This is a genomic window from Dokdonella fugitiva (genome assembly GCF_004342425.1).
GTDB classification, from domain to species: domain Bacteria; phylum Pseudomonadota; class Gammaproteobacteria; order Xanthomonadales; family Rhodanobacteraceae; genus Dokdonella_A; species Dokdonella_A fugitiva.
Map to the genome: position 1 here is coordinate 392,636 of NZ_SLWQ01000003.1, position 15,092 is coordinate 407,727.

Sequence of the window (15,092 nt, forward strand, 5' to 3'; positions counted from 1 at the left end):
CGCGCGCGCTAACCTCTGGCGGATGACTGCACCTGGTTTCGAATTCGGCGAGTACCGCTTCCTGCCGTCCGCACGCGAGTTGTGGCGCGGCGCGCGCCGCGTGACCTTGCCGCGCCGCACGTTCGAGTGCATCGAGCACCTGATCGCGCACCGCGATCGCGCGGTTGGTCGCGACGAACTCGTCGCCGCGGTGTTCGGCCGCTCCAACGTCTCCGACGCGCAGCTCGGCCAGATCGTGCTGCGCGCACGCCGCGCCCTCGGCGACGACGGCAACGTGCAGCACACGATCCGCACGATCGCGGGCTACGGCTACCGCTGGGTCGCCGACACGCGCGAGATCGAAGCCGAAGCCGGCGAGGTCGGCGTGGCCGCGGTCGCACCCGTGCCGAGGCCGGCCGCGCCGCGATGGGCGCGCCGTGGCATCGCCTTCATGGCAGCGGCGCTCGCGGCGCTCGCGCTCGCCGCCGCATTGATCGCGCGCCGTGACGCGACGCGGCCGGATACGCACGGCATTGCCGGCAGCGAAACGCTGGCGGTGCTGCCGATCCAGGTCGACGGCCTGCGCGAGGATGCCTGGGTGCGTCTCGGCGCGATGGACCTCGTCGCCGAGCGCCTGCGCCAGGCCGGGCTCACCGTGCCACCGAGCGAGAATGTGCTCGGCCTGCTCACCGCCCCGCCCGAGGGCAATGCCGAAGCCGGCGTGCGCGACGCCACCGGCGCGCGCTACCTCGTGCGGGGTCGCGCGCATCACGACGCCGGTGGCTGGCGCGTCGAACTCGCCGCGGAGCCCGAGCACGGCATCGCGATCCCGGTCACGTTCGCTGCGCATGACGCGATCGATGCCGCGCGCGGCGCGGGCGACCTGCTGCTCGCGGCGCTCGGCCGGCGCGCGCCCGCGGCGGCGCGCGAGTCCGACACGGCGCTCGACGAGGCGCTGCAGCGCGCGCGTGCGGCGATGCTCGCCAACGAGCTGGACACCGCGCGCGAGATCCTCGGCGCGTCGCCGCAGCTCGCCGCGCAGCCCGCGCAACTGGCCTGGCGCCTCGCCCAGGTCGACCTGCGCGCAGGCCGGCTCGATCGCGCCGAAGCGGCGCTCGACGGCGTGCTCGCGCAAGCGGCGACGCAAGCCGATCCGCGCCTGCGCGCCGACGTGCTCGTTGCGCGCGGCTCGACGCGGATCCGGCGCGGCGCGTTCGAGGACGGCGGGCGCGACTTCGACGCCGCGCTGCTCCTGCTCGGCGAGCAGCACGCGCTCGCGCGTGGCCAGGCGTTGCTCGGTCGCGCCAACAGCCGCGTCGCGGCGCATCGCTACGATGAAGCACTGGCCGACTTCGGCGCCGCGCGCGTCGACCTCGAAGGCGCGGGCGACGCGCTCGGCGTCACGCGCGTCGACGCCAACCTCGGCATGCTCGAACTCTATCGTGGCCGACCTGCTGCCGCGCTCGACTACCTGCCCGGTGCAGCGGACCGCTTCCAGTCCTACGGCGCGCTGCACGAACTGTTGCTGACCCTGACCGGCATCGTCGAGGCGCAGCTCGCGATGCTGCAGCGGGACGACGCGTGGGCGACGGTCGAGCGCGCGTCGGCGCTGCGCGAGCGCATCACCGATCCGGACCAGCGCGTCGACCTGCTGCTCAATCGCGCGCAGGTGCTCGACGGCGCGGGCCGTCATCGCGAAGGCCGCGCCGCCCTGCAGCAGGCGGCGGCGATCGCGACCTCGGGCAACCGCGTGCTGCAGGCACGCCTGCGGGCGCTCGAAGCCGATCTCGCCGTGCGTGAGCAACGCTGGGCCGATGCCGGGCGCGCGGCCGCCGAGGCGCTCGCCGACTGGCCGGCGTCGGGCGCCGACGGCGATCGCAACGCGGTCGTCCGGCTGCGCCAGCGCGCGCTGCTCGCGCTCGATCGCGCCGGCGAGGCGCAGGCCTTGCTCGACCGCCTGCGCGAAGCGCCGGCGGCCGCCGCGACCGAACCGGGCGCGGTCGACGACGCGCTCGCGATGGCAGAATGGTGCATCCACCGGCGCGACGGCGCCGGCGCGCGTGCGTGGCTGCAATTCGCCGCCGCGACGGCCGACCGGCGCGGCGTGCCCGCCGAGATCGTCGCGGTCGCCACGGTGCAGGGCCCATTCCTGCTCGAGGCGGGCGAGCGCGACGACGCGGTCGCGGTGATCGGCCGCGTCGCACCGTGGGCCGGGCGCGACTTCGACAGTGCACTGCTGCAGTTGCGCCTGTTCCGCGCCCTCGGGCCGCGCGAGGCCTGGTTCAACGCGTTGCGCCAGGCGCAGGCGCTCGCCGGCGAACGCGAGATCCCGGCGCTGCTGCTGGCCCCGCCGGACGCTCCAGCCGCGCGATGAATGCGTTCGTCATGCGGCGCGGACGCGCTCGTCATGCGCTTGGAACGCGCTTGGAGTGACCCTGCGGCGGCGCGGACGGAAGCTGGCCGGACCCCACTGCCGGAGCCGTTCCATGATCGCGTCGACGTCCCACCTCCGCCCGTTCCTGCGTCCGCTGTGCGCGGCCGTGCTGCTCTGCGGCGCGTCCGGCGCCGTCGCCGATTCGGTCACGCTGGTCGAACTGCCCGCGCCCGATGGCTATCCGGTCGCCGGCGCGACCAACATCACCGCGGACGGCACGGTCATCGGCGTCGCCTATCCGGAAGGCCTCGTCGTGCGCTGGCAACCGGGCGCCGAACCCGAGGTGCTCGGTGGCGGCATGACGTTCACGCTCGACAACATCACCCCGGTCGTCTCCAAGGACGGCGCCGTGATCGCGACGACCGGCTACTTCGACGAGGGCGGCGATGCGCCCGTCGCGGCGCCTGAAATCTGGACCGGCGGCACGGACTGGGCGCGCATCACGGGCGCGAGCGCCGAGCTCGGCAGCGCGTCGGTATTCGGCATCTCCGCCGACGGCAACGTGCTGACCGGGTCGGCGGAGCCAGCCGTGCCACCCGCGGAAGGTCCGTGGCCGCAGCTGCCATGGATGTGGACCGCGGCGGACGGCCAGGTCCGGCTCGCGCTGCCGGCCGACGCATTCAGCGCGCAGGCATGGGCCGCATCGAACGACGGCCACGTCGTCGCCGGCTTCGGCCGGACGTCCTCGGGCGACTTCACGCGCTACGCCCTGCGCTGGGACGATGGCGTGCCGAGCTGGATCACGGACGCGAATGGCCAGCGTGTCGGCCAGGTGATCGGCTGCAACAGCGACTGCTCGGTCATCGTCGGCGCCGGCGTCGAGAACGGCCAGGGCGATCCGCGCGCGTGGCGCTGGCGGGCCGGCGTCGGCCTCGAATACCTCGACCTCCCCGAAGGCGCGCAGGCGGGCGCGGTCACCTACGCCTTCGAATCGAGCGAGGACGGCAACGTCATCGTCGGCAGCTACGTCGTGTTCGACCCGAACCTCGGGCCGACCAACCACGGCTTCTACTGGACCGCAGCCGATGGTCCGCAGGACATCACCGGTTTCCTCGCCGGCTGGGGCATCGACTTCGGTGCGGCGGACTGGATCGACCTGCTCGTCGTCGGCGTCACGCCGGACGGACGTACCCTGCTGCTCAACGGATTGGACGCGGACTACCAGCGTCGTCGCGCGGTCGTGCAGGTGCAGCAGGACGACTGGATCTTCGCCGACAGCTTCGAGGGATTCGGGCCGCTGCGCGCGGACTGAGCGCAGCGGGCGCCGCGCGTCAGTACAGATCGACCGGATCGACGTCGATCGACCAGCGCACGCGGCGCTCGTCCGGCAGCGCGCGCACCGCGTCGAGCCAGGCGGGCAGGAACGCCTGCAGCGGCGCGCGCTCGCCGGCCTCGACGAGGATCTGCGCGCGCCAGGCGCCGGCGCGGCGTGGCATCGGCGCGGCAAGCGGACCGTGCAGGTTCACGCCGCTCGCCCTGCCGGCGGCGGCCGCGGCCGCGCGCAGGAAGCGGTCGAGCAGGTCCTGCTGCGGCGCCTCCGCACGCAACAGCGCGAACTGCACGAACGGTGGCAGGCCCGCGTCGCGCCGTTCCTGCAGCAGGCGTGAGGCGAGCGCGCGGTAGCCGCCGTTGAGCAGCACCTCGAGCAGCGGGTGCGCGGGGTCGTGCGTCTGCAGGATCACGCTGCCGGGACGATCGGCGCGCCCGGCGCGGCCGGCGACCTGCACGACGAGCTGGCCGAGGCGTTCGCCGGCGCGGAAGTCGACGCTGTAGAGCCCTTCGTCGACACCGACCACGACCACCAGGGTGAGGTGCGGGAGGTCGTGGCCCTTGGCGAGCATCTGCGTGCCGACGAGGATGCGCGCGCCGCCTTCCGGCAGGCTGTCGAGCAGCGCGTCGCGCAGGCGCCGCCCGCGCGTCGTGTCGCGATCGACGCGCACGACCGGCACGCCGGGGAACTGCGCACCGAGTGCGTCCTCGAGCCGTTCGGTGCCTTCACCGAGTGCATGCAGGGCGAGCCCGCTGCACGACGGACATGCGGCGGGCACGCGCTCCTCGTGGCCGCAATGGTGGCAGCGCAGCCGGCCTTCGCGCTTGTGCAGGGTGAGCGCGCGCTCGCAGTCGGGGCAGCGGGCGCTCCAGCCGCAGTCGTGGCAGAGCAGCACCGGCGCATAGCCGCGTCGGTTGCGGAACACGAGCACCTGTTCGTCGCGCGCGAGGCAGGCCGCGATCGCCTCCAGTGCGGTGCGGGCGAGACCGTGTTGCAGGCGCTGCCGGCGCAGGTCGACCACTTGCAGCGTCGGCGGCCGCGCGCGACCCGCGCGCTGGTCGAGGCGGAGCAGGCGGTAGCGCTTCGCCTCGACGTTGGCGAGGCTTTCGAGCGAGGGCGTCGCGGAACCGAGCACGACCGGGATGCCGAGCGCCTTGGCGCGCACGAGCGCGAGATCGCGCGCGTGGTAGCGGAAGCCTTCCTGCTGCTTGTACGACCCGTCGTGCTCCTCGTCGACGATGATCACGCCGGGGCGCGCGAGCGGCACGAGCACGGCCGAGCGCGTGCCGAGCACGAGCGGCGCCTCGCCGCGCGCGGCGGCGAGCCAGGCGCGCGCGCGCTCGACCTCGCCGAGGCCGGAATGCAACGCGGCAACGTCGACGCCGAGGCGTTCGCGGAAACGGCGCAGTGCCTGCGGCGTCAGCGCGATCTCCGGCACGAGCACGAGCGCCTGGCGGCCGCGCGCGAGGCAGTCGCGGATGATCTCGAGGTAGACCTCGGTCTTGCCGCTGCCGGTGACGCCGTCGAGCAGGAATGGCGCGAAGCCGCCGCCCGCGCCGATCACCGCCTGCGCCGCCTCGCGCTGCGCGTCGTTGAGCGGCGGACCGGCGCTCGCCGCGGCAGCCTGCGCGGGCGTGGCGAGGCGGCAGCGGGCGATCCAGCCGCGCGCGAGCGCGTTGCGCCGCGCCGCCGCGCCCGCGAGGGCGTCGAGCCGCGTCGTCGCGAGCGGCCCGGCGACGAGGGCTTCGAGCAGGCTCGCGATGCGCGTGCCGCGGCGCGGCGTCGCGGCGGCGAGCGCCGCGGCACCGGCCGGCGTGAGTTCGGCCGCGGCGATGCCGCCGGGTGGCAGCGCACGTGCGTTGCGCAGGCTCGTCGGCAGCGCCGCGAACAGCACTTCGCCGAGCGGATGCTGGTAGTAGCGTGCCGCCCAGCGCAGGGTCGCGAGCAGCTCGCCGCCGAGCAGGGGCGCCTCGTCGAGCACCTCGCCGGCGACCTTGAGGCGAGCCTCGTCCAGGGTCGAGGCGTCCACGCGCTCGGTGACGATCCCGACCCGCTCGCGCCGTCCGAACGGCACGCGGACGCGGCTGCCGACCGCCGCGCGCGCGGCCCCCTCGCGGTAGTCGAACAGGGTGTGCAATGGCACGGGCAGGGCGACGCGCAGGATCGAAGTCATGGTCGTGGGAAGCGGAAAACCCGCGCAGGATGCCGTGTATTCGGGGCGAGCGCAGCCGGCCGGACCGCTTGCCGTCGGTTTCTCACGTAACTTTCAGAACTTCACCCTAAGTCACCATGGCAGCGGGGAAAACATGCTTATCCACAACATGTGTGGATAACTCTGTGGATCACTGTGCCGCGAGCCCTGCCCGAGGCGCGAAACCAAGCCGTGCGATACGGGTTGGTGAAAGTTTAATCAATCTGTAATGACCCTTTCGTTTCAAATACTTGCATGCACGGCCCGGCTCCGCGACAGGGATCTTCACGTGCTTTCGCAGCATCGGAGCGCCGATCGCGCACGGCTGTGTACAACCGCTTGACACCGGCGTCCGCTGTCGTTCCTCGACGCAGGCTGCGGATGGGCCGTCAACCGATCCGCCGCAGCCGCGTTGGATCGCAGCGAAAGCCCCCGGAAAGGCCGTTGCACGATGCTTCCTGTCTCCCTGATGGCGATCCCCGGCGAGCGCATGACCGATGACGCCCGGCGCCTCGACGCTTCACGCACGATGGACCGCTTCCTGCGCGCGGTCGAACGGCGCGCGCTGCGCATGGCCGAGCTCGCGACGCGCCAGCGCGAGGATGCGATCGACCTCGTCCAGGACGCGATGTTCGGCTTCGTGCGCAGCTACGGCACGCGCGACGCCAGCGAATGGCCGCCGTTGTTCTGGCGCGTGCTCGACAGCCGCATCCACGACTGGCACCGGCGCCAGCGCGTACGCGGGCGCTGGTTCGCCTGGCTGGATCGGCGCGAGGACGATGAGGATCCGCTCGCCGCGGTGCCCGATGCGCGCGAACCGGGGCCGCTCGCGCGGCTCGCCGATGGCGAGGCGGCGCGGGCGCTCGACGCGGCGCTGCAGGCGCTGCCGTTGCGCCAACGCCAGGCCTTCCTGCTGCGCCTCTGGGAGGGCTTGGACGTCGCCGCCACAGCGACCGCAATGCGCTGCAGCGAAGGCAGCGTCAAGACCCATCTGTCGCGCGCGCTCGCGAACCTGCGCAACCGGCTGGAGCCGCATCGATGAACACGCCCCCGCGCGAACCCTGGCTCGATCGTTCGCTCGCCCTGCTCGACCAGTCGGCCGAATCGCTCGATGCGGCGACCCTGTCGCGCCTCAACCGCGCGCGCCAGGCCGCGCTCGTGCAGCCGACCCTGCGCCACTGGCGCGTCGGCCTCGCACTCGCCGGCACGGCCGCGCTCGCGCTCATGATCGGCATCGGCCATCGTGCGCTCGCGCCCGCGACGCGGATGCCGCCGGAGCACGTCACGGGCCAGGCCACGGCGCTGGACGTGCTCGCCGACGACGATGGTCTCGAACTCTCCGAGGATCTCGACTTCTATGCATGGTTCGATGCCGAGCAGGACGATGTCGACGGCTGATGCGCGCGTGATGCTGCGCCTGCTGCTCGCGGCGCTGTTCGCCGCGTGCGGACTCGTCCATGCCGGCGAGCCACCCCCGGTGGTAGCGCCCGAACCGGTGCGGATCGCGTGGTCGCAGCTCGCGCCCGCGGAGCAGGGCGTGCTCGCGCCGATGCAGGCGCAATGGGATGCACTCGCACCGGACCAGCAGCAACGCCTGCGCGACATCGCCGCGCGCTGGCAGGCCGCGCCACCGCTGCGGCGCGTGGCGATCGAGCGGCGCATCGCGCGCTGGGCGGCGCTCACGCCCGCGCAGCGCCGTGACCTCGCCGCGCGCTACGAGGCATTCCGCCAGCTGTCGCCCGAGCGGCAGCAGGAACTGCGCGAGGCGTTCCGCCGCTTCCGCGCGTTGCCGCCGGAGCAGCGCGCGGCGCTGCGCGAACGCTACGAAGCGATGTCGCCGGACGAGCGGCGCGCGTTCTTCGCCGGCGCGCAGGAGCACCGTGGCGGCTGGCGGCGCCTGCTCGCCGACATGCCGCCCGCGCAGCGACCGGCGTTGCGCACGATGTGGCAATCACTGACGCCCGACCAGCGCCGTGCCTTGCGCCGCCATGCGCAATCGCTGTCGCCCGACGCGCGCGCCGACCTGCGTCGGCGCCTGCTTGCGATGACCCCGGCCGAGCGCGACGCCTTCATCGCGGCATTGCCGTAGGGCCTTCGCCCACCGTTTTCGTACCGAAGCGCGCTCGTCGTTTCGGGGCGACCGGACCGCCGTAGTGCATTGCGGTGGGCCAGGGCCGCCTCATGCGATCGTGAGGCTCGCGATCGCAGCGCCGGCAAGGCCGAATGCGAGCAGGAACAGGTAGCAGAAGCCAACCAGGCAGAACTTGAACGTCGTCATGAACCAGCCCTGGTGATAGACGCGCCGGGCCATCAGGAACAGATAGATCGGCAGCCACGTCCACGCCGCCGCGCGCAGCAGGTTCAGCACCGGCACGAGCCACGTCGCGCTCGCCCCGGCCCAGCCGATCAGCAGGTGCAGCGAGACGATCACCAGCAGCGACATGAAGATGAACGCGTGGCTGTGCAGCGCGACCATCAGATGTTCCATGTACAGCCGGCGCTTGAAGATGTAGGCGATCTTCAGCAGCAGGGCGAACAGCGGCATCAGCACGAACAGCGTCTGCGGCAGCACCGAGAACAGCCGCGCGATCGCCTCGCCCGGATGCTTGCGCGCGGCATTGATGTTGTCCTTCGCGTGCTGCGCCATCGAATTGAGCTTCGCGTTGGCGAACGCGGGCAGCCAGCCGACCGCGATCGGATGCGTGACCGGGTCCCACGGCGTGCCGTCGATCGACAGCGTGCCGTCGTCGTCGTCCGCCGTCGGGTCCGGCGGCGCCGGCCGGCCGGCCGCCTTCGCTTCGTCGCGGCGCTGGATCCAGGCGAGGCGTTCCTGGGCCTTCTGGTGCAGCTGCGCCTCCACCTTCTCGATCTTCGCGACCGCCTTGGCGCGATGGCCCGCCGCCGAGCGCGCCGCGGCGAGGCCCTCGAGCGACTCCTGCAGGCGCGTGTCGACTTCGGCCGCGGTCTGCGCGCGCTCGATGCCACCGGACTGGCCTTCGCCGACGAAATTGAAGTTCGCGTCGTCGAGGTCGAGGCTCAGCTGGATCGCGAAGAACGAGATCACGCAGAGGAAGAAGAACAGCCGGAACGGCGTGACGTAACGCGTGCGCCGGCCCGCGAAGTATTCGTTGGTGAGGAAGCCGGGGCGGAAATACAGCGGCAGGATGCTGCGGAAGATGCGCGAATCGACGTTGAAGATCGTGTCGGCGACGTCGGCCATCACGCTCGCGAGGTGGCGGATCATGCCCTTTTCGGGCTGGCCGCACGCGTAACAGAACGGGCCGTACATCGGCGCGCCGCAGTTGCCGCAATGCTTGGGCGGCGCAGGTGGCCCGGAGGGCACGCTCACCGCCGGTCGCGCGGCGGCGGTTTCCGTCGCTTCTTCGTGATTCATGCGTCGCGCAAGCTCCGTCGATCGAAGGGCGGCACCGCGTCGCGCGGCAGGCAGGGGCCCGCGTGCTCGGCTAAGATGCCGCGCACAGGTTCCCCGATGCCGACCATTTTACATCGCCACCAGCCGCGTCTCGCGCGCGAGCTGAAAGACACGCTGCGTCTCGCGGTGCCGCTCGTGCTCGGCCAGTTGTCGGCGGTCGGCATGAACCTCATCGACGCGTTGCTCGCCGGGCACCTCGACGCCCACACGCTCGGATCGGTCGCGGTCGGCGCGAGCGTCTGGTCGCTCGCGCTCGTCGCCGCGATCGGCGTGATGATGGCGCTGCCGCCGTCGGTCGCCCAGCTCGCCGGCGCCGGCCGGCGCGAGGCGATCGGTCCGCTGTTCCGCCAGGCGGTCTGGCTTGCGCTCGTGCTCGGCCTCGTCCTCGGCATCGCCGTGCACGAGGGCGGCGCCGTGCTCGTCGCGCGCATCGGCATCGACGCCGAGCTCGTGCCCGACGTGATCGGTTTCCTGCACGCGGTCGCGTGGGGCGCCCCGGCGCTCGCGCTGTTCTTCGCCCTGCGTGGTCTCGGCGAAGGCATCGGCCTGACCCGGCCGACGATGTACTTCAGTGGCCTCGGCCTGCTCCTGCTCGGGCCGATCGGCTACGTGCTGATGTACGGCCGCCTCGGCCTGCCCTCGCTCGGTGCGCGGGGCAGCGGCATGGCGACCGCGCTCGTGCTCTGGCTCGAGATGATCGCGTTCGCGACTTACGTCGTGCGCAGCCGCCACTACCGCGACCTGCGCCTGTTCGAGCGCTGGGAGCGGCCGAACCCGCACGCGCTCGCCGAGCTGCTGCGCATCGGCGTGCCGATGGGCGTGTCGTTGTTCATGGAGGCGAGCCTGTTCGTCGCGGTCGCGCTCGTCATCGGCACGCTCGGCACCGACGTCGTCGCCGGGCACCAGGTCGCACTCAACGTCGCCTCGGTGACGTTCATGGTGCCGCTCGGCCTGGCGATGGCGACGACCGTGCGCGTCGGCCATGCGGTCGGCCGCGGTGATGCCCAGGGCGTGCGCGACGCCGGCCTCGTCGGCATCAGCCTCACCCTGCTCGCGCAGACCGTATCGGCCGGTGCGATGCTGCTGCTGCCGCGTGCGATCGCGATGCTCTACACCGACGATGCCGTGGTCATCGCGCTCGCCGCGCAACTGCTCGTGCTGGCCGGCCTGTTCCAGTTTTCCGACGGCATCCAGGTCGCGGCGAACGGCGCGCTGCGCGGGCTCAAGGACACGCGCATCCCGATGCTCATCACGACGTTCGCCTACTGGGGGGTCGGCATGCCGGTCGGCTGGTGGCTCGCGTTCCCGCACGGTTTCGGCGCGCGCGGCATGTGGATGGGCCTGATCGCCGGACTCAGCATGGCCGCGCTGCTGTTGTCGTGGCGCTTCTGGAAGCTCGCCCGCGGCCCCCTGCCGGGCACCGCCGGCGCCGCCGCCGCGTCGCCGACCCTGTTCCACTGAGAGGCGCGCGTGCCTGCGATGCACGCGGCAGGCCGCGCGTGCCTGCGGCGGCCGTGACCGATGCGCCATGCCGCACTGCAGCGGATGCGGTAGGCTGCCGCCATGCCTGTCGACCCGATCGACATCGAGGAATTCCGATGCCCAGCCAGCCCGGCGTGATCCGCCGTTTCTTCCGCGCACTCTGGGACGCGCTCAATTTCACGCGCCGTCTCGTCTTCAACCTGGTCTTCCTGCTCGTGCTGCTCGCGTTCTTCGGCGCGTTCTTCGCCTCGCGCCCGCTGCTCGCGCCGCGTACCGCGCTCGTGCTCGACCCGAGTGGTGCGATCGTCGAGCAGTATTCGACCGACCCGACCCAGCGCGCGCTGTCCAGCATCGCCGGCAACGAGTCGCCGGAGGTGCAGCTGCGCGACCTGCTGCGCGTGATCGACGCCGCGGCGAAGGATGCGCGCATCGAACGCATCGTGCTGATCCCGGACGAGATCACCGGGCTCGGCCTCGCCACCGCGCGCGAACTCGGTGCCGCGCTCGACCGCTTCAAGGCGGGCGGCAAGGAGGTGATCGCGGTTTCCGCCGGCATGGGGCAGAACGAATACCTGCTCGCCGCGCATGCGAACCGCATCCTGCTCGATCCCGAGGGCGCGGTGCTGCTCGAGGGTTTCGCGAACTACCGCAGCTACTACAAGGATGCGCTCGACAAGCTCGGCGTCCAGGTGCACCTGATCAAGGTCGGCACGTTCAAGTCGGCGGCCGAGCCATACGTGCTGAACCAGGCGTCGGATGCGGCGAAGGAAGCCGATGCGTACTGGATGGGCGGCATCTGGCAGGAATACCTCGGCGAAATCGCGGCGCTGCGCAAGATCGACGCGGCGGTGATCGCCGACGACATCGCGCATTACGACGAGCGCGTCGCCGCGCACGACGGTGACCTCGCCAGGCTCGCGCTCGAGCAGAAGCTCGTCGACCAGCTCGCGACGCGCGCCGAGGTGCGCGAGCAGCTGCGTTCGCTCGGCGCGGCCGAAGGCGACGAGGGATTCCGCCAGGTCGGCTTCCGCCAGTATCTCGCGACGCTCGCGCCGTCCAAGCTTCCGCGCGTCGGCAGCGACGTCGCGGTGATCGTCGCGCAGGGGGAGATCGTCCCGGGTGAACGGCCGCCCGGCATGGTCGGCGGCAAGTCGACCGCGCAACTCGTGCGCGCCGCGCGCGAGGACGACGGCGTCAAGGCGATCGTCCTGCGCGTGAACTCGCCCGGCGGCGACGCGTACTCGTCCGAGCAGATCCGGCGCGAACTCGCGCAGGCGCGCGAAGCGGGCAAGCCGGTCGTCGTTTCGATGGGCGACGTCGCCGCGAGCGGCGGCTACTGGATCTCGATGGCGAGCGACGAAATCTGGGCCGAGCCGAACACGATCACCGGCTCGATCGGCATCTTCGGCCTCGTCATGACCGTGCCCGACACGCTCGCCAAGCTCGGCATCCATACCGACGGCGTCGGCACGACGCCGCTCGCCGGCACGCTCGACATCCGCCGGCCGCTGTCGCCGCAGCTCGAGGCGATCATCACGAGCGTGATCAAGCGCGGCTATGGCGAATTCATCGGCAAGGTCGCGCAGGCGCGCGGCAAGACGCCGGCCGAGGTCGACGCGATCGCACAGGGCCGCGTGTGGAGCGGCGCGCAGGCGAAGGAGCGCGGGCTCGTCGACAAGCTCGGCGGCCTCGACGACGCGATCGCCGCGGCCGCTTCGCGCGCGAAGCTCGGCGAGCACTACCAGGTGCGCTACATCGAACGCGAGATGACGACGTGGGAGCGCCTCGCGCTGAGCTTCAGCGACAGCGAGGCGATGACCCGCATCGCGCGCTGGACCGGTTTCCGCCTGCCGGCCGGGATGTTCGACGGCGCCGAACTCAGGCAGGTAGCGGCGACGGTCGAGTCGCTGCGCGGCAAGCGTTATGGTGCGTTCGCGCATTGTTTTTGCGAACTGCACTGAGAGTCTCGTCGCGCAAGATGTGCGCCCATTTCCGTTCGCGCCGGGCGCATCCCGCGAAGCGGGCGGAGTCGAAGCGCCCGCTGTCGAGGCGACGGCTCTCGGCCCGGGCCTGCGGTCTGCGCCACGGACGAACGGATGAGCCCGTCGTGCGTGCCGTGTTTCCGCGGGAGCGATGATCTGCGCGAAGTGCTTCGTCGTTTCGCCTGCAGGAGCCCAACCTGGAGTGGCGTCGCGGCTTCCGCCGCCCCCACGGGGTAACCTCGGTAGCGCAATCCGCGGTTAGCGCAACGATGCGTTGATCCGGTCGAGCGTCGCCGCGCCCGGGCAGAGCGTGGTTGCGTCGAGCGTGTTGAACGGCGTCGCGACCGTGTTGAGATGGCCGTGCAGGTCGTGCGCGGCGCTGTCGACGTAGAGCAGGCCGGTCACGACCTCGCCTTTCGCCTGGTGCGCGTTGACGTAGTTCATCGCGGCGACGCGGTCGGTCGGGTCATGGCTCGCGTCGAGCTTGCGCAGGCGCAGCACGCTGCCGTCGTGCTGCTCGACCTCGACGACGTCGCCGGGCGCGATCTCGGCGACGATCTCGGCGCGTGGCTCGATGAAGTCGAGGCGGTTGACCGCGTCGTTGTGCTCGCGCACGTACTCGTAGCTCTTCGTGCTGCCGGCATGGTTGTTGAATGCCACGCACGGGCTGATCACGTCGATGAATGCTGCGCCGCGGTGCGCGATCGCGGCCTTGATGATCGGCACGAGCTGCTGCTTGTCGCCGGAGAAACCGCGCGCGACGAAGCTCGCGCCGAGCTGCATCGCGAGGCCGACGAGGTCGATCGGTGAATCGGTATTCGCGACGCCCTTCTTCGACACCGAACCCTGGTCCGCGGTCGCCGAGAACTGGCCCTTGGTGAGGCCGTACACGCCGTTGTTCTCGACGATGTAGACCATGTTCACGCCGCGGCGGATCGCGTGCACGAACTGGCCCATGCCGATCGAGGCGGAATCGCCGTCGCCCGACACGCCGAGGTAGATGAGGTCGCGGTTGGCGAGGTTCGCGCCGGTCAGCACCGACGGCATGCGTCCGTGCACGGTGTTGAAACCGTGCGACTGGCCGAGGAAATAGTCGGGCGTCTTCGAGCTGCAGCCGATGCCGCTGAGCTTGGCCACGCGGTGCGGTTCGATCGCGAGTTCCCAGCACGCGTGGATGATCGCGGCGGAGATGGAGTCGTGGCCGCAACCCGCGCACAGGGTCGAGATCTTGCCCTCGTAGTCGCGACGCGTGAAGCCGATCGCGTTGCAGCCGAGGGCGGGGTGGTGCAGCTTGGGCTTGGCGATCCAGGTCACGGCGTCTTCCTCGGCCGCGTCGCGCGCGCGGCGTCGCGGTGCATGCGATAGATCACGTTGTCGAGCGCGAACAGCAATTCGTCGTCGCCGGTCGCGTGGAAATCGATCGCGCCCTCGCAGCCGGTGTCGAGCGTCGCGATCGGGCGCCCGTTGAAACCGAGCCGCGTCGCGAGCGTGTCGGCGTCGACCGCATGGTCGCCGTATTCGGCGAGGCCGCCCTGGAACAGGCCTTCGGCCGGCACGTCCTTGACGACGTAGCGCGGTGCCGTGCAACCGAGCGGATCGGGCCCGCGGATGCGCTTCGCCTCGAACGTGACGCGCTGGCCGACGAGGCGCTTCACTTCGGCCGGGTCGACCGCGCCACCGGCAGCGGCCCAGGGCGCGGGCTCGGCGCGCGCGATCGTCCAGCGGCCCGCATAGCGATCCTGCGCCGGCGCGGCCGCCGCGAACAGGACCGCGGCGACGAGCCACCACGGTGCATGCCGGCGCTCAGTCACAGTCGTCCCCCGGTGCGACGTAGCCGTCGACGAAGCGCTGGCCGTAACCGATCTCGAACGAGCGCGTGTCACGCTTGTAGTCGAGACCGTCGAGGTCGTGGTTCACGGCGCGGAACGCGTAGGCCTTGCCCGGCTTGCCGTCCACGGGCTGCTCGAAGTACACCTCGATGCTGGCCACGTGCTTCGGATCCTTCTTCGGCACGATCGTCGCGCCGCCGCACCACTTGGACCCGGCGTCGATCGGATTGCCCGGATTGGCGAGCGTGCAGGCGCCACCACGCCAGGTCACGCGCGCGGTGTCGCCGACCGCGTCGTCGAGCCAGGCCTCGACCGTGCGCTCGTCGCCGCATTCGCCGCGCACGTAGTCGATGTCGGCGACGCGCGCCACGCGCGCTGCACGGGCGAGTTCCGCGTCGCCCACGCCGCGCCCCGTCGCGGCGAGAACGCCCTGCGCGGGCGCGAGCAGTGCGAGGACGAGGACTGGCGAAGCGAAGCGCAGGCAGGGCATGG

Annotated in this window: 12 protein-coding genes; 7 read left to right on the forward strand and 5 right to left on the reverse strand. The window is 71.8% G+C overall.

The genetic code is table 11. The annotated features are described in order from the left end of the window. The first annotated feature begins 22 nt into the window (after positions 1–22). Both EV148_RS08505 and EV148_RS08510 read left to right on the forward strand, forming a co-directional pair. Positions 23–2,353, forward strand: a complete 2,331-nt coding sequence (locus tag EV148_RS08505; protein ID WP_158287396.1) for a winged helix-turn-helix domain-containing protein — start codon at positions 23–25, stop codon at positions 2,351–2,353. 112 nt (positions 2,354–2,465) lie between these two features. Continuing rightward, positions 2,466–3,665 carry a hypothetical protein gene (locus EV148_RS08510; protein ID WP_131996494.1) on the forward strand — a complete coding sequence of 400 codons (1,200 nt, stop codon included), beginning with the start codon at positions 2,466–2,468 and terminating at the stop codon, positions 3,663–3,665. A gap of 19 nt (positions 3,666–3,684) precedes the next feature. Here the strand turns inward: EV148_RS08510 and EV148_RS08515 are convergent, their stop codons facing one another. Then, positions 3,685–5,856, reverse strand: coding sequence for a primosomal protein N' (locus tag EV148_RS08515; protein WP_131996497.1), 2,172 nt, complete (start codon positions 5,854–5,856; stop codon positions 3,685–3,687). Between the two features lie 469 nt (positions 5,857–6,325). Here EV148_RS08515 and EV148_RS08520 point away from each other — a divergent pair, with 469 nt between their 5' ends. Genes EV148_RS08520 through EV148_RS08530 form a run of 3 tightly spaced genes read left to right on the forward strand, consistent with a single transcriptional unit; the run spans position 6,326 to position 7,963 of the window. Continuing rightward, entirely contained in the window at positions 6,326–6,916 is a 591-nt protein-coding gene (locus tag EV148_RS08520) for an RNA polymerase sigma factor (protein WP_199222742.1), read from the forward strand. Continuing rightward, a complete protein-coding gene (locus EV148_RS08525) occupies positions 6,913–7,272 on the forward strand; it encodes a hypothetical protein (RefSeq protein WP_131996500.1) in 360 nt (119 codons plus the stop codon). The genes EV148_RS08520 and EV148_RS08525 overlap by 4 nt, the downstream gene beginning before the upstream one ends. After that, the gene (locus EV148_RS08530) at positions 7,259–7,963 is read left to right on the forward strand and encodes a DUF3106 domain-containing protein (protein WP_158287397.1); all 705 of its coding nucleotides are present in this window, start codon (positions 7,259–7,261) and stop codon (positions 7,961–7,963) included. Before EV148_RS08525 ends, EV148_RS08530 begins: the two co-directional genes overlap by 14 nt. A gap of 90 nt (positions 7,964–8,053) precedes the next feature. Here EV148_RS08530 and EV148_RS08535 read toward each other — a convergent pair whose 3' ends face one another. After that, positions 8,054–9,268 (reverse strand): DUF3667 domain-containing protein, encoded by a 1,215-nt coding sequence (locus EV148_RS08535; RefSeq protein ID WP_131996506.1) that lies wholly within the window; start codon positions 9,266–9,268, stop codon positions 8,054–8,056. A 96-nt stretch (positions 9,269–9,364) separates the two neighbouring features. Between EV148_RS08535 and EV148_RS08540 the strand changes: the two genes are divergently transcribed. Then, on the forward strand, positions 9,365–10,768 hold the full coding sequence (locus tag EV148_RS08540) for an MATE family efflux transporter (RefSeq protein WP_131996509.1): 1,404 nt from the start codon (positions 9,365–9,367) through the stop codon (positions 10,766–10,768). A gap of 137 nt (positions 10,769–10,905) precedes the next feature. Further along, positions 10,906–12,750, forward strand: coding sequence for a signal peptide peptidase SppA (gene sppA / locus EV148_RS08545; RefSeq protein WP_131996512.1), 1,845 nt, complete (start codon positions 10,906–10,908; stop codon positions 12,748–12,750). Positions 12,751–13,029: 279 nt separating this feature from the next. Here sppA and EV148_RS08550 read toward each other — a convergent pair whose 3' ends face one another. Genes EV148_RS08550 through EV148_RS08560 form a run of 3 tightly spaced genes read right to left on the reverse strand, consistent with a single transcriptional unit; the run spans position 13,030 to position 15,090 of the window. Beyond that, positions 13,030–14,085 (reverse strand): 2-oxoacid:ferredoxin oxidoreductase subunit beta, encoded by a 1,056-nt coding sequence (locus EV148_RS08550; protein ID WP_131996515.1) that lies wholly within the window; start codon positions 14,083–14,085, stop codon positions 13,030–13,032. After that, positions 14,082–14,582, reverse strand: a complete 501-nt coding sequence (locus EV148_RS08555) for a hypothetical protein (RefSeq protein WP_131996518.1) — start codon at positions 14,580–14,582, stop codon at positions 14,082–14,084. The genes EV148_RS08550 and EV148_RS08555 overlap by 4 nt, the downstream gene beginning before the upstream one ends. Then, entirely contained in the window at positions 14,575–15,090 is a 516-nt protein-coding gene (locus EV148_RS08560) for a hypothetical protein (RefSeq protein WP_131996521.1), read from the reverse strand. Before EV148_RS08560 ends, EV148_RS08555 begins: the two co-directional genes overlap by 8 nt. Positions 15,091–15,092 lie beyond the last annotated feature (2 nt).

Coding starts and splice junctions, on each gene's coding strand:
- EV148_RS08515 (WP_131996497.1), bottom strand. CDS start 5,856: ATGACTTCGATCCTGCGCGTCGCCCTGCCCGTGCCATTGCACACCCTG.
- EV148_RS08520 (WP_199222742.1), top strand. CDS start 6,326: ATGCTTCCTGTCTCCCTGATGGCGATCCCCGGCGAGCGCATGACCGAT.
- sppA (WP_131996512.1), top strand. CDS start 10,906: ATGCCCAGCCAGCCCGGCGTGATCCGCCGTTTCTTCCGCGCACTCTGG.
- EV148_RS08510 (WP_131996494.1), top strand. CDS start 2,466: ATGATCGCGTCGACGTCCCACCTCCGCCCGTTCCTGCGTCCGCTGTGC.
- EV148_RS08530 (WP_158287397.1), top strand. CDS start 7,259: ATGTCGACGGCTGATGCGCGCGTGATGCTGCGCCTGCTGCTCGCGGCG.
- EV148_RS08560 (WP_131996521.1), bottom strand. CDS start 15,090: ATGCCCTGCCTGCGCTTCGCTTCGCCAGTCCTCGTCCTCGCACTGCTC.
- EV148_RS08505 (WP_158287396.1), top strand. CDS start 23: ATGACTGCACCTGGTTTCGAATTCGGCGAGTACCGCTTCCTGCCGTCC.
- EV148_RS08540 (WP_131996509.1), top strand. CDS start 9,365: ATGCCGACCATTTTACATCGCCACCAGCCGCGTCTCGCGCGCGAGCTG.
- EV148_RS08525 (WP_131996500.1), top strand. CDS start 6,913: ATGAACACGCCCCCGCGCGAACCCTGGCTCGATCGTTCGCTCGCCCTG.
- EV148_RS08535 (WP_131996506.1), bottom strand. CDS start 9,268: ATGAATCACGAAGAAGCGACGGAAACCGCCGCCGCGCGACCGGCGGTG.